Source organism: Thiopseudomonas sp. SA1F2-1K (assembly GCF_057443035.1).
The window spans coordinates 1,750,001-1,768,929 of sequence record NZ_CM172014.1 but is presented as its reverse complement, the minus strand read 5'-3'; the positions used below and the strand labels follow the sequence as shown (position 1 = coordinate 1,768,929).

Sequence of the window (18,929 nt, the reverse complement as noted above, 5' to 3'; positions counted from 1 at the left end):
GTCAGCGCACTGAGTAAATGAAAGGTCATCATTGTGATGGCCTTTTTTTATGCATAAATCGTCTAAGGCAAAAGCCGGGAAAACAATTAGTTTATACTACCTTATTATTTGGTTTTGAGCGTGATATGACATTTTCTCGGCAATTGATTAAGGGCGCCCGCGATAGTTTTCCGATGCTAGTCGGCGCCGCGCCTTTTGGCGTCATTTATGGCGCGCTGGCTTTATCGGCAGGCCTGACCCCAGGCCAGGCGGTGGCAATGTCGCTCTTAGTATTTGCCGGATCCGCGCAGTTTATTGTGCTGAGTTTGTTGGGCGCTAGTGCCAGTGTCATGGTTATTTTATTGACGACCTTGGTCGTTAATTTACGGCATGCACTGTATAGCGCTACTTTACAGCCGTATGTGCGTAATTTGCCAAGACGTTGGCGAATACTGTTGGCTTTTGGCTTAACCGATGAATCCTTTGCTGTTGTGCAGCAGAATTATTTGCAAGCCGAGCAGCAGCCGTACCATCAGGCTTATTTTTTAGGCTCAGTGGGTATGATGTACACGGGCTGGCAGGTGTTTACCTTGCTAGGCGTTGCCTTTGGTCAGGCCGTGCCAGAACTAGCCAGTTGGGGTTTAGATTTTGCCATGCTGGCAACCTTTATTGGGATTGTGGTGCCGCAGTTAAAACATAAACCGCAATTGTGTGCAGCGCTAGTGGCCGCTGCGGTGTCTTTAATCAGCTTTAGCTTGCCCTATAAAATTGGTTTGATGCTGTCGGCATTGGCTGGAGTTTTAGCTGGGGTGCATTGTCAGCGTTGGGTGAAAGGCTAATGAAAATTTGGTTAAGTATTGTGGGTATGGCATTGATTACCTTTGCGATCCGCTACAGTTTTTTTGCATTTGCGCAGATGCGTTTTAGCCCCAAAATAACCCAAGCCCTTAATTATGTACCGATCTCAGTATTGACGGCCATTATTGTCCCAGGTTTGGTCATGCCAGAGGGAGAGTGGGCGTTGCAGTGGAACAATGCCTATTTGCTAGCCGGAATTGGCTGCATTGTCATCACCGCTAGCACGCGCCATACCTTGCTAACAATTGGCGGCGGGATGGCGCTGTTTATGTTGCTGCGCTATAGCCTGGGCTAGCTAGTGGCTACTTGTTTTGCCTGTTGCATGAAAGGCTCGGCAAGTGGCCACGCGACAGATTAATCAATGTACTCAAATAAGCGCACAATGCGCTGCACACCGGCTACATCTTTAACCACGTTTGTTGCGCGATTAGCTTCAGCTCTGGTTAAAATCCCCATTAAATAGACGACACCATTTTCGGTGACGACCTTAATTTTAGCTGAAGGCACATCAGCGTAAGCCAGTAAGCGGGTTTTAATGGCTGAAGTTAAAAACGCATCATTACTTCGGGCGCCCATGGTGGTGGGTTGCTCAATAGTAATTTCGTTATAGACTTTTTTCACGTCAACAACATTCTTAGCGGCTTTACCGGCTAACTCTTTCAGCTCGTTGCGAGGCGTTTGACCGGCTAGCAAGACAATGCCGTTATAGCTGGTGGTCACAATATGGGAAGTGGTGCTGTTAAGGTCGACGTGGGCATCTTTGATGGCGCGATTGACTTGCATCGGAATCACTTTGTCATCCAAGTTGTTACCGATACTACGCATGCCACAGGCGCTAACTAAAATAGCCAGCGCACTGACTGTAAGAATTTTCTTAATCATTCTTCGCTTCCAAATAATTGACGATCAATCAAGTCGCAGAGACTGTGGATAACCAATAAGTGTACTTCTTGGACCCGTGCTGTTACCGGTGAAGGGACGCGAATTTCAACGTCGGTTGGTAACAACAAGGGCGCCATATTACCGCCATCGCGCCCGGTTAAGGCGATAACGTGCATGTTGCGGTCATGGGCGGCATGAATGGCTTGAATGACGTTCTCTGAGTTACCGCTGGTGGAGATGGCTAACAGCACATCTTCGGCTTGCCCAAGGGCCCGTACCTGCTTGGAAAACACCTCAGCATAGCTGTAATCATTGGCGATTGAAGTGATGGTTGAGCTGTCAGTGGTTAATGCCAGTGCAGGCAAGCTAGGGCGCTCGCGTTCGAAGCGGTTCAGCATCTCAGAAGAGAAGTGCTGGGCATCGCCGGCTGAACCACCATTGCCACAGGCAAGAATTTTACCGCCATTGAGTAAGGTGCTGACCATCACTAAGCTGGCCTGCTCAATGAACTCAGGGAGAGTTTTAAGGGCAAGTTGTTTGGTATCAATACTCGCTTGGAACATTTGCTGAATTCGAGACTGCATAAAAAGGCCTTAGCAATAAAAAGTGAGTTAAACGCCAAAGGCGTTTTCAATCCAATTGAAGTCTAATGAATTATCCGGCATTTTTGAAATAAACACAGCATCAAAACGACACGCTAGGTGTTGATAGTGAGGATGCTGCTGCAAAAAAGCTTGGGCGCTACGGGTTAGTTTTTGCTGTTTGAGCGCCGTAATACTTTCAAGGGCGCCACCCCATTGATGGTGGCGGCGAAAGCGAACTTCAACAAAAATCAGTAAATTATCTTGGCCACAAATCAGATCAATTTCCCCGTAGCGACAACTCCAATTTGTTTGCAACAAGGCTAATCCCGCACGTTGGAGGTACTGCGCTGCTAGCACCTCATAGTGCTGTCCTAGCTGTCGGGTATTAGGGGGTTGCATAATTAGGCAGTTCGATGAGTTTGCCGTCTTGAAGTTCAACCCAGTCCGTGTAACGTTCAATTTGCTGTTTGTTATTGAGCAATAAGGTACCGGTTAAGCCATTAATTTGTGTGTGGGCGATACGGCTTAATTGCTGATAATGTTTAGCTAACTGATAGGCGTCGGCACCAAAAGCATAAAAACGCCCCATATTGCCTTTGGCTGCGGGCCATTTTTGAATGATGTCATTTTTTAGAGCAGAGTCTTCAATAAACCAAGGAATCTCGGTAAAGCGCACTCCGTTTAACTCTGCGCTCGGATCCTGATTAAAGTCTGAGATAGCCACTGAAATGGCATACACCGGTAGCGGTAAGTCATCACGCTGAATAAAGGGCAGTAAGCGTTTTGCTAGAGGTGGAGAAGTTTGTAAAAACACAAACTCGGCTTCTTGATCACTCGCTAGTTGCTTGGTGATTATTTGTTGTAGCGGATTACCAGGTGCTAACTGAATGGTTTGGGTGATACTGCCTCCCATTTGTTGAAAGGTGTGGGTAAACGCTGCCGTAGCGCGTTGGCTGAGCGGATGATCTGGGAGGCTGATAATAGCCGCTTTGGTCAAGCCTTCATTGGCTGCTTGTAAGGCAACTTGGCGCGCCTCATCTTCCGGTGAGATCCCAAACTGATACAAGTTGGGATTGATTGAAGGCTCAGTGGCTGGTAAATAATTTAAGGCTAGGGTAGGGATGGCGAACGTGGTTTTGTTACCGATTTGGCTAATCAGCTCACGCTCCCATGGCCCCACCAGTAGTTCTACGCCATCGGATTTAGCCGTTTGATAGAAGACATCTAGATTAGTCAGTTGGGTGCTATCGTAAAAACTAATAAAAGGAGCTTCACTGCCATCTTGCGCTTGGGCAGTAACAAAGCCTTCGCGAATGGCTTGCGCTGGCACTGCAAAGGGGCCGCTGCTCGGTAAAACTAAACCAATGTGTTGCAGTTGATCACTACTCAGGCTTAATAAATGGGTAATTGCTTGCGGCGGATACAGGCTAGCAGGATGCTGTGGATGGCTGTGCTGCCACGCCTCAATTGCTTGCTGTTGCATTTTTAAAGGGGCCGGCTGACGCACTAGTTTAGCCAGCTCAACCCATTGCTGCAGTTCAGGGTTGGCACTAGTAAAAGACGCTAATGGCAATTGATTGACTAGCCGCCAAATTGCCTCACGGTTGTGTTGGGCTAGATAAGGTGTATCCAAGTCTTGATTCAGCGCTAGCCGTAACTGCAACGCCTGTTCGGGCTGCTTTTGTTGCTCTAATAGATTTGCTTCGGCTAAGCTAAAGCGCTGGGCTAATTGCTCGGGAATAGCGGCTGCTGATTTAGCGGCCTGCAGTGCGCGATGAGCTTGCTCAGTGCGCTGCTCGTTTAAGGCTAACTCGGCGCTAATTAGCTGTAAAAGCAACTGTTGCTCAGAGGTTAATAGCGTTGGGTCGACTAGACTTAATGCTTGCTTAGCTTGGATTGGCTGCCCTTGTAGACTAAATAAATCAGCGGCCTCTAATCGGCTGCTGCTTGCACTAGCAGGTGCTTGTTGTTGCGCTTGAGCCAGTAGCTGCTCAGCAGTTTGCGTAGGTTGAGCGGGTGTACTGCTATTTTTTTGCGGCAATGATTGTAAGCAGCCAGATAATAAGCTGAGCGTGCCTAAGGCGATGAACGTCCTGAATATTTTTGAGGGGGCAAACATTTAGCAAACTCCTAGTGAGCAACAAGGCGAACAATTGTACCTAAGCCAAGCAAAGGGTGCGATCTTGTAAGTGATAATCAGGTTACAATAACCACTTTTATTTCAATGGTGCGCGTTGTGAACTACGAACAATCATCTGACATCGCCGGCCAGCTATTTGTTGTAGCGACGCCAATAGGTAATTTAGAAGACATCAGCGCCCGAGCGTTACGGGTGCTAGCTGAGGTTGATTTGATTGCAGCTGAGGATACGCGTCATAGTCAGCGCCTGCTGCAACACTTTTCGATTAAAACCCCGTTAGTGGCGTGTCATGATCATAATGAGCGAGAAGAAGGCGGTCGATTAGTGCAGCGCTTACTGGCCGGAGAGTCGATTGCTTTGGTGTCTGATGCGGGTACGCCCTTAATTTCTGATCCAGGCTTTCATTTGGTTAAGCAGGCGCAGCAGGCAGGCGTTCGGGTAGTGCCAGTGCCTGGCCCTAGTGCAGTGATTACGGCTTTGTCAGCCGCAGGATTACCTTCGGATCGCTTTAGTTTTGAAGGTTTTTTACCCGCCAAAGCCACTGCGCGGCAGACCAAGCTGACTGAGTTAAAAGAAGCCAGCCAAACGTTGATCTTTTATGAAGCGCCGCATCGCATTTTAGAGTGCGTGACCGATTGCGTAGCAATTTTTGGTGGTGAGCGCTTAGCGGTATTGGGGCGTGAGCTGACTAAAACCTTTGAAACCATCCGTCAGTTGCCATTAGCAGAGTTACAGCAGTGGATTGCCGCAGATAGTAATCAGCAACGGGGAGAGTGCGTATTATTAATTGCTGGCGCAGCTAAAGCTGAAGCTCAAGAACTATCGGCAGAGGCGCTGCGAGTGATACAGCTATTAATGGCCGAGTTGCCATTGAAAAAAGCCGCGCAGCTAGCAGCAGAGATTACTGGCGCCAGAAAAAATGCCTTGTATCAATGGGCGCTTAATCAAAAAGAGCACTGTTAGGCATCACTGCCGGTAGTGACCTGGTGCGCTACCGGCTGGCGTTAGAGGGTAGACCTCAGCGGCGCTCAAGCACCACGCCACTTTCAATATGCTCAGTCCAGGGGAACTGATCAAATAATGCACTGGCCGTTAGGCGGTGGGTACTGGCGAGTTGCTCAATATTCTTGGCTAGGGTTGCTGGATTGCAGGAGACGTAAATAATCCGTGGAAACTGACGAATCAGCTCGCAGGTTGCACTATCCATGCCCGCCCGTGGTGGATCAACAAACACAGTGCCAAATTGATAACTGCCGAGCTCAATGTTCGCTTCTTGTAAACGGCGAAACTCACGCACACCAGTGAGAGCTTGGGTGAACTCTTCTGCTGAAAGCCGCGCCAGTTGAATATTATCAATCTGGTTTTCAGTCAGGTTAGCCATTGCCGCTTTGACCGACGTTTTGCTAATCTCTGTGGCCAGCACGCGGCGCACCTGAGTGGACATAGGTAAAGTGAAATTACCATTGCCGCAATAGAGTTCTAGCAAGTCATCTTCTTGCTGGCCAAGTTGTTTGCAGGCCCAGCTGATCATCTGCTGATTCATCACACCATTGGGCTGAGTGAAGCTGCCTTCAGGCTGGCGATAACTAAAGCGGCGCTGATTAATCGTGAGCTGCTCGGTGACATAGTCTTGGCCTACGACTAGGCGTTTACCGCGAGAGCGGCCAATCAAAGAAATTCCTAATTGTTCAGCGACTGGCTGGGCAGCGGCTTGCCAATCATTATCGACTGGGCAGTGATAACACAAGGTGACTAGGGCTTCACCGGATAAAGTGGTTAGAAATTCTGCCTGAAATAGCTTATGGCAGAGTTTTTGATTGGCTTGCCAGGCTGCTTTAATTTGTGGCATCAGTTGGTTGATTTTTTCGCTAGCAATTGGCAGCTGCTCAAGCAGAATTACATCATTTTTGCTGCCAGGTGCAAACATCGCGTAATGTCGCTGATCACCTTCGCGCCAGATTCTAAACTCAGCGCGCAATCTAAAATGCTGTAAGGGTGAGGCAAATACCTGAATTTCAGGGGCGGCAAAAGGCGCAAGCAAAGCACTTAGGCGCTGCTTTTTGTGTGCAAGTTGCGCTTGATAGGCGGTATCGGTCAGTTCGGTTGGCAGCATGTTAGGTTCCAGCTAATACAAACGGTCAGCTCAAGGCCGGCCAGATAAAATTCAAGATGGCGAATGATACCAGAGGCCATAAACTGGCGCGTAGCTTTAGCGTAGATAATTACAGCTGACTCAGCCCTGTGCTAAGCTTTGCTGCTTTTAACCTGAACAGAGAGTCGTGCATGAGCGCAGCAGAGAGTCCTATTTTTAAGGTGATCTTTTTAAATCAAGGCGAAGTGTTTGAGATTTTTGCAAAGTCGATTTTTCAAAGTGAGCTTTGGGGCTTTTTAGAGGTGGAAGAGATCATCTTTGGTGAGCGTAATCAGATTGTGGTGGATCCTAGCGAAGAGCGCCTGAAAACTCAGTTTGAAGGGGTAGTGCGTAGTTATATTCCACTTCAGGCAATTATTCGTATTGATGAGGTTGAGCGGCTAGGGGTGGCTAAAATCAGTGAAGCGACTGGCAGCGGTAATGTGATGAACTTTCCACTGCCCACGCCACCGAAAAAAAGTTAAGCTTCAGGCGTTTCTGAGCTGGGTGTCAACTCGTCTAAGGCTTTGAGTTGGTTGCGAAAGGCTCGGGCGAAGATGTCGCGGTGTTTAGCTAAGTAAATCGCTACTTCTTCACAGTGATCTTCGGTTAGCGCTGGCACGGCATCACCAATTAAGTCAGTGAGGCGTTCGGCCAGCTCGAGCATTTTGTCATGTTGGTCGGCTAAGTTTTTTTCCATAAATAAGGTCTTGGGATCACGCGTGCTGCGGTAAAGGGTTTCAATGGCCATGGATGCTGCTCATAGTTAGCTGTTTTTTTATACAGTAGCGATATTTTGTTTAAACTGCAAGGCAAGGAATAGGTAATGAAACGCAATAAAGCAGAACAACTGCGTCAAGCAATGCACGAGCAAGCTGAATCCGTGGGTAACCTGTTAGTGGATGCTTTCCATTATTTGGCGCTATTTGTAATTGGCGGCATTACTGCTTGGGCTTCTTTGCTGACAGTGATGAAGATGCTTGGGCAGTCACAGATTACGATTGATGACATTTTGCTGCTGTTTATTTATTTAGAATTAGGGGCGATGGTGGGGATTTACTTTAAAACCAACCATATGCCGGTGCGTTTTTTAATTTATGTGGCGATTACCGCGTTAACGCGCTTAATGATTTCTGATATTTCCCACCATAATCGCCCAGATATGGGCGTGGTGTACGTCTCTGGGGCTATTTTATTGCTGGCGTTGTCAGTACTGGTGGTGCGCTTTGCCTCGTCGCGCTTTCCTGCGGTTACTGCGACTAAAAATAAAAACCTCATCTTAGGTGAAGCCGATGAAAGCGATGAAAAGCCGTTGGTGCTGAAAGATTAAAACCGGTAATGCCAGTGCGTTTGCAGTGGCCCCAGCTGATCTGTAGCCAAATAACTCTGTAAATAAAGGCTGCGTACGCTCCAGTGGCTTGGTGTAAAAGGGCAGCTTTGACGCAGCCTATTAAATTGCTCAAGGCTTGGGGCTCGGCGATACAAACCCAAAGTGATATGTGGAAGATACTCACTAAAACGTTGCTCAGGGCTGATGTGAGCTAAGCATTGGCGGATAGCTGTCAGCTGTGAGTTATTAGCGACTTTAATGTAGGGAGCATGGGCAAAGGTTTCGAGTTGCGTGAGTTGTAACCTGAACGGCTGCAGCCCAAGTTGCCTAATAGCCTGTTGCTGTAAGCGCAGTTGTTGCCAGCTGATGCAGTCAGCGTAGCGTGGAGTATGGCTGGGAAAGCCTGCCACGTACAAAGTTAAATGCAGTTGCCGTTGCTGCGGATGCAGCCAAGCACTTAGGTGGCGCTGACAACGCTCAAGTTGTTGCTGCAGCTCAGGCTGGTCTAATAACAGTGTCCAAACGGCATACCGACTACGCTGCTTATGCCACTCGGGAAAATCACGCAGGCTGCAGGCAATGAGTTGTTTTGGGGGATTCATAGGCGAAAGCGTTTAATGAGTCGATGATGATTAACCAGCGATTGATCTAGGACCATGTTATGCAGGCAGCGGTAATTCAAATGCTGAGTGTACCTGACTTAGCCAGCAATTTACGTCAGGCCCAGCAGTTACTGATCCAAGCGAGGCAACAGGGCGCGCAATTGGCAGTACTGCCCGAAAACTTTGCTACCTTTGGTATGGTTTCTGAACAGCTGATGCAGGCAGCTTCTATAGTGCAAGCCTGGGCGCAGCAGATCACGCAAACCTTAGGTTTATGGTTAGTAGCGGGCAGTGTGCCAGTGTATAACCCTACGTTGGATAAATATTGGGCACGTTGTTGGCTATTTAATGCCCAAGGACAAATTGTTAGCCAGTATGATAAACAGCATCTGTTTGATGCCACAGTCTTGGATCAGCAGGGAGGTTACCGTGAGTCAGCTACTTATTGTCCCGGAGACTCGCTGAGTGTAGTAAGTACACCAATTGGCCGTTTAGGCTTAGGTGTGTGTTATGACTTGCGCTTTCCTGAGTTATTTGCCGAGTTACGGCGCTTGGGTGCCGAGTGTATAGCCTTGCCTTCAGCCTTTACCCAAGTAACCGGTGCTGCGCATTGGGAGGTGCTGGTGCGGGCCCGAGCAATTGAAACGCAGTGCTATCTATTAGCTGCTGGGCAAGGCGGTGATCATCCAAATGGGCGGCAAACTTTTGGGCATTCGCTGTTAGTCAGCCCTTGGGGCGAAGTTTTACAGCAAGCGAGCGTAGGTGAGGCTGTGCTAGTGGCTGATTGTGATTTAGACTATTTGCACGATATTCGACAGCGCATGCCCGTGGTGGCACATAAAAAAACACTGCTGGGCTCAGATTGAGCACCATGCAAGGAGTAAAAATGAGCGATTTAGTATCCACCGTCAGTCAACAGTTGCTGGCGCCGGGTAATTTATCTGTGGACTGTTTACCACGGATCTTAGGCCAGCTGGCTGGGCCTGGAATAGATGCAGCCGATTTGTATTTTCAGCATCGCATTGCCGAAACCTGGGCCTTAGAAGATGGCATTGTTAAAAATGGCAGCTTCAGTGTTGATCAGGGAGTGGGCGTGCGCGCGCAAACCGGCGAAAAAACGGGGTTTTCCTATAGTAATGCGATTAATGAACACGCACTTACTCAAGCCGCACACGCTGCACGTAGTATTTCACGTAGTGGAGCGCAGTTAGGGATCCAAGGCTTTGTGCAAGCTCAGCCGAGCCCTCTCTATCAGCAGACCAACCCGTTAGATGGAGTGTCGCGCGAAGAGAAAGTGCAACTGTTACAGCGGGTAGATCAGGCCACTCGGGCCCTTGATCCACGTATTTGTCAGGTGAGTGTTAGCTTAACCGGCTCTTGGGAGCAGATTTTAGTTGCGGCGCTCGATGGCAGCTTAGCTGCGGATATTCGCCCGCAAGTACGTTTTAATGTCAGTGTCATTGTCGAGCAGCAGGGGCGCCGCGAGCGCGGTAGTTTTGGTGGCGGTGGTCGGGTAGATTATGCTTACTTTTTAGCGCAAGACCGAGTGATGGACTATGCCCGTGAGGCACTGCGCCAAGCATTGGTTAATTTAGAGGCGATTGCTGCTCCAGCCGGCAGCTTACCAATCATTTTAGGGCCAGGCTGGAGTGGTGTGCTCCTGCATGAGGCGGTTGGTCATGGTTTAGAGGGTGATTTTAATCGCAAGGGTAGCTCTAACTATAGTGGCCAGCTCGGTCAACAAGTGGCTTCGCCACTGTGTACTATTGTTGATGACGGTACCTTACCCGAGCGGCGCGGCTCATTGAGTATCGATGATGAGGGAGTGCCCAGTGAATGCACCACCTTAATTGAAAACGGTGTTTTACGCGGTTATATGCAAGATAAAACCAATGCGCGGTTAATGGGTATGCAGTCAACTGGTAATGGGCGGCGTGAGTCTTATGCGCACTTGCCTATGCCACGGATGACCAATACCTATATGTTGGCCGGTGAAAGTGAGCCGGAAGAAATGATTCGTTCAATTAAAAAAGGGCTGTACTGTGCCAACTTAGGTGGCGGGCAGGTTGATATCACTAGTGGTAAGTTTGTGTTCTCAACCAGTGAAGCGTATTTAATTGAAGATGGTAAAATTACTGCGCCGGTAAAGGGCGCTACCTTGATTGGTAACGGCCCAGAGGCGATGCGCGGAGTGTCGATGGTGGGTAATGATCTAGCGTTAGACAGTGGCGTTGGGATGTGTGGTAAAGCAGGGCAGTCGGTACCTGTTGGCGTGGGACAGCCGAGTTTAAAGCTAGAAGCGATCACCGTAGGGGGTACGGGTGTTTAACCGCCATAGCAAGTGACAGTAAGCGGGACGGCGTGGCCTAGGCCACGCGTTTTATTTTAAGCCGCGCTGAGATTCGTCTAGTTCACGTAAGTAACGGAAAATTTTACGCGAAGCAGTTGGCGGCTTGTTGCGCTTAGCTTCATGCTGTGCATGGCGAATCAGTCCACGTAAATGCTGAATGTCAGTTTCAGGATAGGCTTCAATAAAGGGTTGCAAGGCGGCGTCGCCCTCGGTTAGTAAGCGATCACGCCAGCGCTCTAAGAGATGAAAACGCTCATTATATTCGCGGGTGCTATGGTCGGCTAAGTTAACCAGCTGCATAATTGCTTCCACATCATGACTGCGCAGCAGTTTGCCAAGAAACTGATTGTGTCGTTTTTTAGCAATATGTGCTGTGTGGCGTTTAGCTTCTTCTAAGGCTTTGAGCAGCGCATCACTTAAAGGAAGTTTATTTAGCAGTTCGGGGCTTAAGGTTGATAAGCGCGCGCCAAGCGCTTGCAGCTCGAGCATTTCCCGTTTAATTTGCGATTTGCTTTTTTCTTCAAGCAAGTCTTCTTGATTATCAATCTGGTCAGACATGGGTATTTATCCTGTTAACAAGCTTGCATAATAACAGTCTCGCGGGCATGACAGTAGAAGCAGCAAACAATTGGAGTGAAATATGAGTAACACGCAAGCAGTAGAACCGAGCTTACTGCCACATTTACAGCAGCAGGTGAGCGACATTCTAGCGCAAGCCAAAAAGCAAGGGGCCACTGCGTGTGAAGTGTCGGTGTCGGTCTCTGAAGGGTTGTCGACCAGTGTCCGTCAAGGTGACGTTGAAACGGTTGAGTTTAACCGTGATCAAGGCTTTGGTATTACTGTTTATGCTGGTAAACGCAAAGGTTCAGCGAGCACCACTACGACCGGTGAAAAGGCCATTAAAGAAACCGTAGCTGCAGCGTTGGCGATTGCAAAGCATACTTCTGAAGATGAGTTCTCCGGTTTAGCAGACGCTGAGTTAATGGCTACCGAGTTGCCTGATTTAGATCTGTGGCACCCTTGGGCTATCACGCCCGAGCAAGCGATAGAGGCAGCGTTGGCATGCGAGGCTGCCGGTTTGGCGGTTGATTCGCGGATTAAGCAGGCCGATGCGACGAATCTCAGTAGTTATGCCAGTTGCAGTGTATATGGTAATAGTCATGGCTTTATTGGCGGCCATGTGGGCACTCAGCATAGCTTAAGTAGCGTATTGATTGCTGAGCAGCAAGGAGAAATGCAGCGCGATTACTGGTATGACTTTAATCGTCGTGGCGAGTTGCTCGATGCACCGGAGGTCATTGGACGTAAAGCAGCAGAGCGTACCTTGGCTCGCTTAGGTTCGCGCAGTATTGCTACCTGTAAAGTGCCAGTGATTTTTTCAGCACAATTAGCCAGTGGCTTACTTGGCAGTTTGTTGGGTGCTATTTCTGGAGGCAATCTGTACCGCAAGTCTTCCTTTCTAGAAGGTGCTTTAGGTCAGCAACTGTTTCCTGAGTGGTTTAATTTGTATGAGCAGCCGCAGTTGCTTGGAGGCTTATCTAGTTCGGCATTTGATGGCGATGGACTGGCTACTTTTGACAAGCATATTGTGCAACAGGGCATGCTTGAAAGTTACTTGTTGAGTACTTATTCAGCACGCAAGTTAGGGATGCACAGTACCGCTAACTCAGGCGGAGCCCGTAACGTATTTGTTAGTCATGGTGATCAGGACTTGGCGGGCTTACTGCGACAAATGGATAAAGGCCTGTTGGTCACTGAGCTGATGGGGCAAGGACTAAATATGGTGACCGGTGATTATTCACGCGGTGCAGCAGGTTTTTGGGTTGAGCATGGGGAAATTCAGTTTCCTGTCCATGAAGTGACTATTGCTGGCAACTTAAAGCAGCTGTTTAGAGATATGGTGGCGATTGGCAATGATCTAGAGAAACGCGCCAATATTTGCACAGGCTCAGTTTTGCTCGAGCAAATGACCGTCGCTGGAAGTTAGTTGAATCTGCTAATTTGCAATATAAATTGTTGTTTTAATACCAAAATCTATGGATGGGCAGCTCTAAGTATTGACTTACACTGCCTTAATCCTAACAATCGAGCATTCACTGTGCTGTGGCTTCAAAAAGGCTCGCGCAGTTGTTCATTAAGGTGTGTACCCGCGCCGCCCGCTATACCCTTATCGCGTTACCTCGCGCTGGGTGGATAAGTGAGTTAACTTGTCTGACGCTGCTTAGTTCAGTAGCTCGATAGAACGGCGAAGATCCTCGCCACCAATGAACAAGCAGTCCCTAACTTAGATTGTTTACAGGGGTAAACAGTCCTCTGGCGTTTTAGAGGTGTGTACAGTGGAATTGTTATCTGGCGCAGAAATGGTTGTTCGTTCTTTGCGCGACGAAGGTGTTAAGTATATCTATGGCTACCCAGGTGGTGCCTTATTACATGTGTATGATGCTCTGTTTAAAGAACCAGAGCTTACGCATATTCTTGTACGTCACGAGCAAGCAGCGACCCATATGGCCGATGCTTATGGACGTGCAACTGGTAAAGCAGGTGTGGTGCTAGTTACCTCAGGTCCTGGTGCAACCAATGCGGTGACTGGTATCGCAACGGCTTATATGGACTCCATTCCTATGGTTGTCATTGCCGGGCAGGTAGCGAGCGATATGGTTGGAACAGATGCGTTCCAAGAAACCGATATGATTGGTATTTCGCGCCCTATCGTAAAGCATAGCTTTATTGTTAAAGATCCTGCAGAAATTCCTGAGATTATTAAAAAAGCATTCTATATCGCTGAGTCAGGGCGTCCAGGCCCTGTGGTTATTGATATCCCGAAAGATATGACTAACCCGGTGGATAAGTTTGAGTACAGCTATCCGAAAAAAGCTAAATTGCGCTCCTATGCGCCGGCTACGCGTGGACATTCAGGGCAAATTCGTAAAGCAGTTGAAATGCTGTTGTCTGCTAAGCGTCCAATCCTATACTCCGGTGGTGGGGTTATTTTAGGTAACGGTTCGGGACCTTTAACCGAATTAGCGAAACAGCTGAATCTACCAGTAACCAATACACTGATGGGGCTTGGTGGCTACCCAGGTACGGATCGCCAGTTCTTAGGTATGTTAGGAATGCACGGCAGCTATCTGGCTAACGTAGCGATGCACCACAGTGATGTGATTTTAGCCGTTGGCGCGCGCTTTGATGACCGGGTAATTAACGGTGCGGCGAAGTTCTGTCCGAATGCAAAGATTATCCATGTAGATATTGATCCGGCGTCCATTTCTAAGCTGATTAAGGCTGATATTCCTATTGTTGGCCCGGTCGACAATGTGTTGACCGAAATGTTGTCAGTGCTGAAAGAGTTGGGCAATACCCAAGATCAACAAGCTATGGCAAGCTGGTGGAAGCAGATTGATGAGTGGCGTGGCAATGGTCGCTTATTCCCCTTCGATGAAGGCGATGGCGTGATCATTAAGCCGCAAAGAGCCATCGAAGTACTGTGTGAAGTGACCAAGGGTGATGCCTTTATTACGTCAGATGTTGGGCAGCACCAAATGTTTGCTGCGCAACATTATCGCTTTAATAAGCCAAACCGTTGGATCAACTCAGGTGGTCTTGGCACCATGGGTTTTGGTTTGCCGGCGGCCATGGGCGTTAAGCTGAACTTCCCTGATGAAGATGTGGCCTGCGTTACCGGTGAAGGCAGTATTCAGATGAATATTCAAGAGCTTTCCACCTGCTTACAGTACGACCTACCGGTTAAAATTATTAACCTAAACAACGGTGTGCTGGGCATGGTGCGCCAGTGGCAAGATATGCAGTACAACAGTCGGTATTCCCACTCGTATATGGAGTCATTGCCTGACTTTATGAAGCTGGCTGAAGCTTATGGTCATGTGGGCATGACCGTCTCAAAACTAGACGATTTAAAACCCGCCATGGAAGAAGCTTTTGCAATGAAAAATCGCTTAGTGTTTATGGATATTTACGTAGATACCAGTGAGCACGTCTATCCTATGCAGATTCGTGATGGCGCAATGCGCGATATGTGGTTAAGTAAAACGGAGCGTACCTAATGAGACATATTATTTCCTTGCTGCTAGAAAACGAGCCAGGTGCGTTGTCTCGTGTGGTTGGCTTGTTTTCGCAGCGTAACTACAACATTGAAAGCTTGACCGTAGCCGCGACAGAAGACCCTAGCTTGTCGCGCCTAACCTTAACCACCATTGGTAAGGATGATGTGATTGAGCAAATCACCAAAAACCTCAATAAGTTAATTGAGGTGGTTAAGCTGGTTGATCTCAGTGAAAGCGCGCATATTGAGCGTGAGCTAATGCTGATTAAAGTCAAAGCAAGTGGCGCTCAACGTGCAGAAGTAAAGCGCACGACGGATATTTTTCGTGGCCAAATTGTTGATGTGACACCCAGCATTTACACCATTCAGTTAACCGGTACGGCCGATAAGCTAGATAGCTTTATCCAAGCGATTGGCACGGCAGCTGTAATTGAAGTGGTACGTAGCGGTGCTACGGGCTTGTCCCGTGGTGATAAAGTACTGAACGTATAAAACACAGTAACATTATTTTAAAAACCAGGCCTTAGCTGTGCTTGTGAATTATTTTAGGAGCTTCAATGAAAGTTTATTACGATAAAGATTGCGATCTGAATATCATCAAGGGTAAGAAAGTTGCAATTATCGGTTACGGTTCTCAAGGTCACGCGCACGCGTGTAACCTGAAAGATTCAGGCGTTGACGTTACTGTGGGTCTACGTGCAGGTTCTTCTTCAATTGCTAAGGCCGAAGCTCATGGCTTAAAAGTTAGCGATGTAGCCAGTGCGGTAGCGGCAGCTGATGTGGTGATGGTGTTAACCCCAGACGAGTTCCAAGGTCAGCTGTATAAAGAAGAGTTAGAGCCAAACTTAAAGCAAGGCGCTACCTTAGCCTTTGCCCACGGCTTCTCAATTCACTACAACCAAGTAGTACCACGTGCTGACTTAGACGTGATCATGATTGCGCCTAAGGCCCCAGGTCACACGGTGCGTTCTGAGTTCGTTAAAGGCGGTGGTATTCCTGACTTAATCGCTATCTACCAAGATGCTTCTGGTAATGCGAAAAACGTAGCTCTGTCATACGCCAGCGGTGTAGGTGGTGGTCGTACCGGTATCATCGAAACAACCTTTAAAGATGAAACTGAAACTGACCTGTTCGGTGAGCAAGCGGTTCTTTGCGGTGGTGCAGTTGAGTTAGTTAAAGCTGGTTTCGAAGTATTAACTGAAGCAGGTTATGCGCCAGAAATGGCTTATTTTGAGTGCTTGCACGAGTTGAAGCTGATTGTTGACTTGATGTTCGAAGGCGGTATTGCCAACATGAACTACTCAATCTCCAACAACGCTGAGTACGGTGAGTACGTTACCGGTCCAGAAGTGATTAACGAAGAGTCACGTAAAGCCATGCGTAATGCACTAAAGCGCATTCAAAATGGTGAGTACGCGAAGATGTTCATTACTGAGGGTGCAATGAACTATCCATCCATGACTGCTAACCGTCGCAATAACGCGGCACACCCTATTGAAGAAGTGGGTGAGAAGCTGCGTGCGATGATGCCTTGGATTGCAGCAAACAAGATTGTTGATAAGTCTAAAAACTAATTCAACAAGCCACTTAAAAGCGCAGCTATTTAGCTGCGCTTCAGGTAGCTGACAAACCCCGCTTTTTTGGTGGGGTTTGTTGTTTTATGCACTTCAATGCCGCTTTTTCTTTTGGGATAAGCACTCAAATGGGATAAGCGTTCAAAGAGCGGAAGTTTTTGCTCCAAGATTTTTTAAAGTAAATTGGGCGTATCTGAGCTTAAGTAGGCGTGTAAACAGGCACTCATGAGGGCAAGAGGTTTACAAAAGCGGGATTATCCTGCCAATAGTGCGATTTTCTTGATGTTTTGTGCCGCGGCAGTCATCAGGCATTGCGCCTGCACTTTGTGACGACCACGATACCGCGCGTAGCGGTATTGATGCAGCTCTTTGGCATCAGCAAAGCTTCGCTCTACTGTTTCTTTGCGCCTCTGATAGATCGCCTTGCCCCAAGGCGTCAGCCGGTTAGCATCCTGCCGTTCTCTGCTGCCTTCCCACACATGACGGGTGACCGTTTTTTGTTGTTTGGCGTTCTGAGTACAGCGTGAAAGCAGCGGGCATTGTCGGCACACAGCTGGATCAGATACATAGTGGCGATACCCTTCTCGGTTGGTTGTACTGTAAATCAAAGCCTGTCCTTGTGGGCACACATACTGGTCTGTTTCGGCAATATAGATAAACTCACGTTTACGCAAGTACCCTTGGCGATGGGTCGGTCGCCGATAGCCAAACACCGCTTTTACCCCTTTGTCTTCCAGACCCTTGCTGATGGCTGTGGTGTGATAGCCTGCATCTAGACCAACATACTGGACGTTAAAGCCAAAACGCTGTGTCTGCCGTTCCAATCGGGCCAAATAGGGCACTGCGTCGTGGACGTTACCCGCCGTGACATGCACATCGGTAATGATATTGGCTTTGGTATCCACCGTACGATGGTCAAGATAGAAGAAGCCTTTGGGCTTATTATCCCGAGTCATAAAGCCGCTTTCAGGGTCGGTCTTACTTTGTTTGATTTCCCGCACCTGAGGTTCGCTCGATGGCGGCGGCAAGGGCTTTTTTCCGTGGGCTAGGCGATCCTCCTCGATCGCCTGATCCAACTTATCCATATAGGCTTGCCGTTCTGAAACGGCGTGTGCTTTGACCCATTTCCCCTTGTTAGCATTGGCTTTCAGGTGGGTTGAATCGGTATACAGTACCGTGCCGGATACCAACTTACGCTGCATCGCCTGCAAGACGATTTCATCAAAAATTTGCTGGTAGATATCCGAGTCATTAAAGCGGCGGCGACGGTTCTGGCTAAGGGTGCTGGCATCAGGGACTTTGTCGGTCAGGTTTAAACCGAGGAACCAGCGGTAGGCTACATTGACCTGAACCTCACGAATCAACTGACGTTCACTACGAATACCGAATAAATAGCCTATAAGCAGCAGTTTAAACAGTAGGGTTGGATCCAGCGCTGGGCGACCGTTGTTCGCGCAGTACAAGTCTTTGACCAGATCATGGATAAACGAGAAATCGATATGACGATCTACTTTGCGTAGTAAATGGTCAGAAGGAACCAGCTCGTCAATACAGACAAATTCGAGTTCGGACTGGGTCTGGGGGCGATCACGTAACACTGTACAACTCCTGCAGCAGATGTGTGCCCAGTATAAAAAACAAACCCCTCGATGGGAACGAGGGGTTTGTCAGCAGTCTGAAGCGCAGCTATTTAGCTGCGCTTTTTTGTTGCAGGGTGATAACAGCCTGAGAAAAAACTCTAGGTTAGTGGTAGTGTGGTCATTATCTTTTATCAATAGCGGAACGGTTTTATGAGTGACAAACAAGAGAAACCTTTAACGGCCAAAATTGAAGGTGTGTTACCGGTGGGTGAGCATGTGGAGGAGGTGCAAAATCCCGATGGGGAAAAGGCACGTCACCGTGGTGTTTACTTGTTACCGAATTTATTTACTACGGCCAATTTGTTTGCAGGATTTTACTCATTGGTTTGCACCATGTCTGGGCAATTCAATACTGCAGCGATGATTATCTTTATTGCGATGATTTTGGATGGCTTAGATGGGCGTGTAGCGCGTATGACCAATACGCAAAGTGCCTTCGGCGCCGAGTATGACTCCTTGTCAGATATGGTGGCCTTTGGCTTGGCGCCTGCGGTGCTGGCCTATCAGTGGGCCTTAATTGAGATGGGGCAGTTAGGGTTAGGGGTGTCTTTTATCTTTGCTGCTTGTGCTGCTTTACGTTTAGCACGTTTTAATACTCAGATAGGCAAGGTTGATAAACGCTGGTTTATTGGTTTGGCTAGCCCTGCAGCCGCTGGTGTGGTGGCCGGTACTGTGTGGGCGGTGTGGGCTATCAGTGAGGATGGAGTTGCAGCGGAAGATTTACATATCAGTTTTATTATGGTCTTTGCTGCAATTGTTGCCTTAGCAGGGCTGTTGATGGTCAGTAATGTAAAGTATT

Annotated in this window: 21 protein-coding genes (1 of these 21 cut by a window edge); 12 read left to right on the top strand and 9 right to left on the bottom strand. The window is 48.3% G+C overall.

Features of this window, described 5'->3' with window-relative positions:
• Positions 1-125: 125 nt before the first annotated feature.
• Both AC2T15_RS08605 and AC2T15_RS08600 read left to right on the top strand, forming a co-directional pair.
• On the top strand, positions 126-818 hold the full coding sequence (locus AC2T15_RS08605) for an AzlC family ABC transporter permease (RefSeq protein WP_486778059.1): 693 nt from the start codon (positions 126-128) through the stop codon (positions 816-818).
• Positions 818-1,132 (top strand): AzlD domain-containing protein, encoded by a 315-nt coding sequence (locus tag AC2T15_RS08600; protein WP_486778058.1) that lies wholly within the window; start codon positions 818-820, stop codon positions 1,130-1,132. The genes AC2T15_RS08605 and AC2T15_RS08600 overlap by 1 nt, the downstream gene beginning before the upstream one ends.
• Before the next feature lie 59 nt (positions 1,133-1,191).
• On the opposite strand, the gene AC2T15_RS08595 is transcribed toward AC2T15_RS08600, so the two are convergent.
• From AC2T15_RS08595 to AC2T15_RS08580, 4 genes are read right to left on the bottom strand one after another with little or no spacing between them, the layout of a single operon-like run.
• Positions 1,192-1,719 (bottom strand): BON domain-containing protein, encoded by a 528-nt coding sequence (locus tag AC2T15_RS08595; protein WP_486778057.1) that lies wholly within the window; start codon positions 1,717-1,719, stop codon positions 1,192-1,194.
• Positions 1,716-2,303 (bottom strand): phosphoheptose isomerase, encoded by a 588-nt coding sequence (locus tag AC2T15_RS08590; protein WP_053103568.1) that lies wholly within the window; start codon positions 2,301-2,303, stop codon positions 1,716-1,718. The genes AC2T15_RS08595 and AC2T15_RS08590 overlap by 4 nt, the downstream gene beginning before the upstream one ends.
• Positions 2,304-2,330: 27 nt before the next feature.
• Entirely contained in the window at positions 2,331-2,702 is a 372-nt protein-coding gene (locus AC2T15_RS08585) for a YraN family protein (protein WP_053101414.1), read from the bottom strand.
• Positions 2,689-4,422, bottom strand: a complete 1,734-nt coding sequence (locus tag AC2T15_RS08580) for a penicillin-binding protein activator (protein ID WP_486778056.1) — start codon at positions 4,420-4,422, stop codon at positions 2,689-2,691. The genes AC2T15_RS08585 and AC2T15_RS08580 overlap by 14 nt, the downstream gene beginning before the upstream one ends.
• A gap of 117 nt (positions 4,423-4,539) precedes the next feature.
• On the opposite strand from AC2T15_RS08580, the gene rsmI reads away from it, so the two are divergent.
• Complete coding sequence (rsmI, locus tag AC2T15_RS08575; RefSeq protein WP_486778055.1) at positions 4,540-5,406, top strand: 16S rRNA (cytidine(1402)-2'-O)-methyltransferase; 867 nt, start codon at positions 4,540-4,542, stop codon at positions 5,404-5,406.
• Positions 5,407-5,461: 55 nt separating this feature from the next.
• On the opposite strand, the gene trmA is transcribed toward rsmI, so the two are convergent.
• Positions 5,462-6,556, bottom strand: coding sequence for a tRNA (uridine(54)-C5)-methyltransferase TrmA (gene trmA, locus AC2T15_RS08570; protein WP_486778054.1), 1,095 nt, complete (start codon positions 6,554-6,556; stop codon positions 5,462-5,464).
• Positions 6,557-6,726: 170 nt separating this feature from the next.
• Between trmA and AC2T15_RS08565 the strand changes: the two genes are divergently transcribed.
• The gene (locus AC2T15_RS08565; RefSeq protein WP_053101418.1) at positions 6,727-7,059 is read left to right on the top strand and encodes a DUF1820 family protein; all 333 of its coding nucleotides are present in this window, start codon (positions 6,727-6,729) and stop codon (positions 7,057-7,059) included.
• Here AC2T15_RS08565 and AC2T15_RS08560 read toward each other — a convergent pair.
• Entirely contained in the window at positions 7,056-7,325 is a 270-nt protein-coding gene (locus AC2T15_RS08560) for a YebG family protein (protein WP_053101419.1), read from the bottom strand. The two genes, AC2T15_RS08565 and AC2T15_RS08560, sit on opposite strands and share 4 nt — an antisense overlap.
• A 75-nt stretch (positions 7,326-7,400) precedes the next feature.
• Here AC2T15_RS08560 and AC2T15_RS08555 point away from each other — a divergent pair, with 75 nt between their 5' ends.
• A complete protein-coding gene (locus AC2T15_RS08555; RefSeq protein WP_486778053.1) occupies positions 7,401-7,904 on the top strand; it encodes a phosphate-starvation-inducible protein PsiE in 504 nt (167 codons plus the stop codon).
• Here the strand turns inward: AC2T15_RS08555 and AC2T15_RS08550 are convergent.
• Positions 7,901-8,506 carry a 2'-5' RNA ligase family protein gene (locus AC2T15_RS08550; protein WP_486778052.1) on the bottom strand — a complete coding sequence of 202 codons (606 nt, stop codon included), beginning with the start codon at positions 8,504-8,506 and terminating at the stop codon, positions 7,901-7,903. The genes AC2T15_RS08555 and AC2T15_RS08550 overlap by 4 nt on opposite strands.
• 59 nt (positions 8,507-8,565) lie before the next feature.
• Here AC2T15_RS08550 and AC2T15_RS08545 point away from each other — a divergent pair, with 59 nt between their 5' ends.
• A complete protein-coding gene (locus tag AC2T15_RS08545; protein WP_053101422.1) occupies positions 8,566-9,372 on the top strand; it encodes a carbon-nitrogen hydrolase family protein in 807 nt (268 codons plus the stop codon).
• Between the two features lie 20 nt (positions 9,373-9,392).
• Positions 9,393-10,835 (top strand): metalloprotease TldD, encoded by a 1,443-nt coding sequence (tldD, locus tag AC2T15_RS08540; protein ID WP_486778051.1) that lies wholly within the window; start codon positions 9,393-9,395, stop codon positions 10,833-10,835.
• 51 nt (positions 10,836-10,886) lie between these two features.
• Here tldD and yjgA read toward each other — a convergent pair whose 3' ends face one another.
• Positions 10,887-11,414 carry a ribosome biogenesis factor YjgA gene (yjgA, locus tag AC2T15_RS08535; RefSeq protein WP_053101424.1) on the bottom strand — a complete coding sequence of 176 codons (528 nt, stop codon included), beginning with the start codon at positions 11,412-11,414 and terminating at the stop codon, positions 10,887-10,889.
• An 82-nt stretch (positions 11,415-11,496) separates the two neighbouring features.
• On the opposite strand from yjgA, the gene pmbA reads away from it, so the two are divergent.
• The 4 genes from pmbA (at position 11,497) to ilvC (ending at position 16,490) form a co-directional block, all read left to right on the top strand.
• The gene (pmbA, locus tag AC2T15_RS08530) at positions 11,497-12,843 is read left to right on the top strand and encodes a metalloprotease PmbA (RefSeq protein WP_486778050.1); all 1,347 of its coding nucleotides are present in this window, start codon (positions 11,497-11,499) and stop codon (positions 12,841-12,843) included.
• A gap of 349 nt (positions 12,844-13,192) precedes the next feature.
• Positions 13,193-14,917 (top strand): acetolactate synthase 3 large subunit, encoded by a 1,725-nt coding sequence (locus AC2T15_RS08525; protein WP_053101426.1) that lies wholly within the window; start codon positions 13,193-13,195, stop codon positions 14,915-14,917.
• Positions 14,917-15,408, top strand: a complete 492-nt coding sequence (ilvN, locus tag AC2T15_RS08520; RefSeq protein WP_486778049.1) for an acetolactate synthase small subunit — start codon at positions 14,917-14,919, stop codon at positions 15,406-15,408. Before AC2T15_RS08525 ends, ilvN begins: the two co-directional genes overlap by 1 nt.
• 65 nt (positions 15,409-15,473) lie before the next feature.
• A complete protein-coding gene (gene ilvC / locus AC2T15_RS08515) occupies positions 15,474-16,490 on the top strand; it encodes a ketol-acid reductoisomerase (protein ID WP_053101428.1) in 1,017 nt (338 codons plus the stop codon).
• A gap of 254 nt (positions 16,491-16,744) precedes the next feature.
• Here ilvC and AC2T15_RS08510 read toward each other — a convergent pair whose 3' ends face one another.
• Positions 16,745-18,088 carry an IS1182 family transposase gene (locus AC2T15_RS08510; protein ID WP_486778048.1) on the bottom strand — a complete coding sequence of 448 codons (1,344 nt, stop codon included), beginning with the start codon at positions 18,086-18,088 and terminating at the stop codon, positions 16,745-16,747.
• A gap of 192 nt (positions 18,089-18,280) precedes the next feature.
• Between AC2T15_RS08510 and pssA the strand changes: the two genes are divergently transcribed.
• Positions 18,281-18,929: the 5' portion of a CDP-diacylglycerol--serine O-phosphatidyltransferase gene (gene pssA / locus AC2T15_RS08505; RefSeq protein WP_053103575.1), read on the top strand. 209 nt of this gene lie beyond the right edge of the window; the window shows 649 of its 858 coding nt (coding positions 1-649); its start codon is at positions 18,281-18,283; the stop codon falls past the right edge of the window.

What these genes read in the sequence shown, in the direction of transcription:
- AC2T15_RS08555 (WP_486778053.1), top strand. Translation starts at nt 7,401, where the DNA reads ATGAAACGCAATAAAGCAGAACAACTGCGTCAAGCAATGCACGAGCAA.
- tldD (WP_486778051.1), top strand. Translation starts at nt 9,393, where the DNA reads ATGAGCGATTTAGTATCCACCGTCAGTCAACAGTTGCTGGCGCCGGGT.
- ilvC (WP_053101428.1), top strand. Translation starts at nt 15,474, where the DNA reads ATGAAAGTTTATTACGATAAAGATTGCGATCTGAATATCATCAAGGGT.
- trmA (WP_486778054.1), bottom strand. Translation starts at nt 6,556, where the DNA reads ATGCTGCCAACCGAACTGACCGATACCGCCTATCAAGCGCAACTTGCA.
- AC2T15_RS08580 (WP_486778056.1), bottom strand. Translation starts at nt 4,422, where the DNA reads ATGTTTGCCCCCTCAAAAATATTCAGGACGTTCATCGCCTTAGGCACG.
- AC2T15_RS08590 (WP_053103568.1), bottom strand. Translation starts at nt 2,303, where the DNA reads ATGCAGTCTCGAATTCAGCAAATGTTCCAAGCGAGTATTGATACCAAA.
- AC2T15_RS08585 (WP_053101414.1), bottom strand. Translation starts at nt 2,702, where the DNA reads ATGCAACCCCCTAATACCCGACAGCTAGGACAGCACTATGAGGTGCTA.
- ilvN (WP_486778049.1), top strand. Translation starts at nt 14,917, where the DNA reads ATGAGACATATTATTTCCTTGCTGCTAGAAAACGAGCCAGGTGCGTTG.
- AC2T15_RS08550 (WP_486778052.1), bottom strand. Translation starts at nt 8,506, where the DNA reads ATGAATCCCCCAAAACAACTCATTGCCTGCAGCCTGCGTGATTTTCCC.
- AC2T15_RS08595 (WP_486778057.1), bottom strand. Translation starts at nt 1,719, where the DNA reads ATGATTAAGAAAATTCTTACAGTCAGTGCGCTGGCTATTTTAGTTAGC.
- AC2T15_RS08605 (WP_486778059.1), top strand. Translation starts at nt 126, where the DNA reads ATGACATTTTCTCGGCAATTGATTAAGGGCGCCCGCGATAGTTTTCCG.
- AC2T15_RS08565 (WP_053101418.1), top strand. Translation starts at nt 6,727, where the DNA reads ATGAGCGCAGCAGAGAGTCCTATTTTTAAGGTGATCTTTTTAAATCAA.
- pmbA (WP_486778050.1), top strand. Translation starts at nt 11,497, where the DNA reads ATGAGTAACACGCAAGCAGTAGAACCGAGCTTACTGCCACATTTACAG.
- yjgA (WP_053101424.1), bottom strand. Translation starts at nt 11,414, where the DNA reads ATGTCTGACCAGATTGATAATCAAGAAGACTTGCTTGAAGAAAAAAGC.
- AC2T15_RS08600 (WP_486778058.1), top strand. Translation starts at nt 818, where the DNA reads ATGAAAATTTGGTTAAGTATTGTGGGTATGGCATTGATTACCTTTGCG.
- AC2T15_RS08560 (WP_053101419.1), bottom strand. Translation starts at nt 7,325, where the DNA reads ATGGCCATTGAAACCCTTTACCGCAGCACGCGTGATCCCAAGACCTTA.
- AC2T15_RS08545 (WP_053101422.1), top strand. Translation starts at nt 8,566, where the DNA reads ATGCAGGCAGCGGTAATTCAAATGCTGAGTGTACCTGACTTAGCCAGC.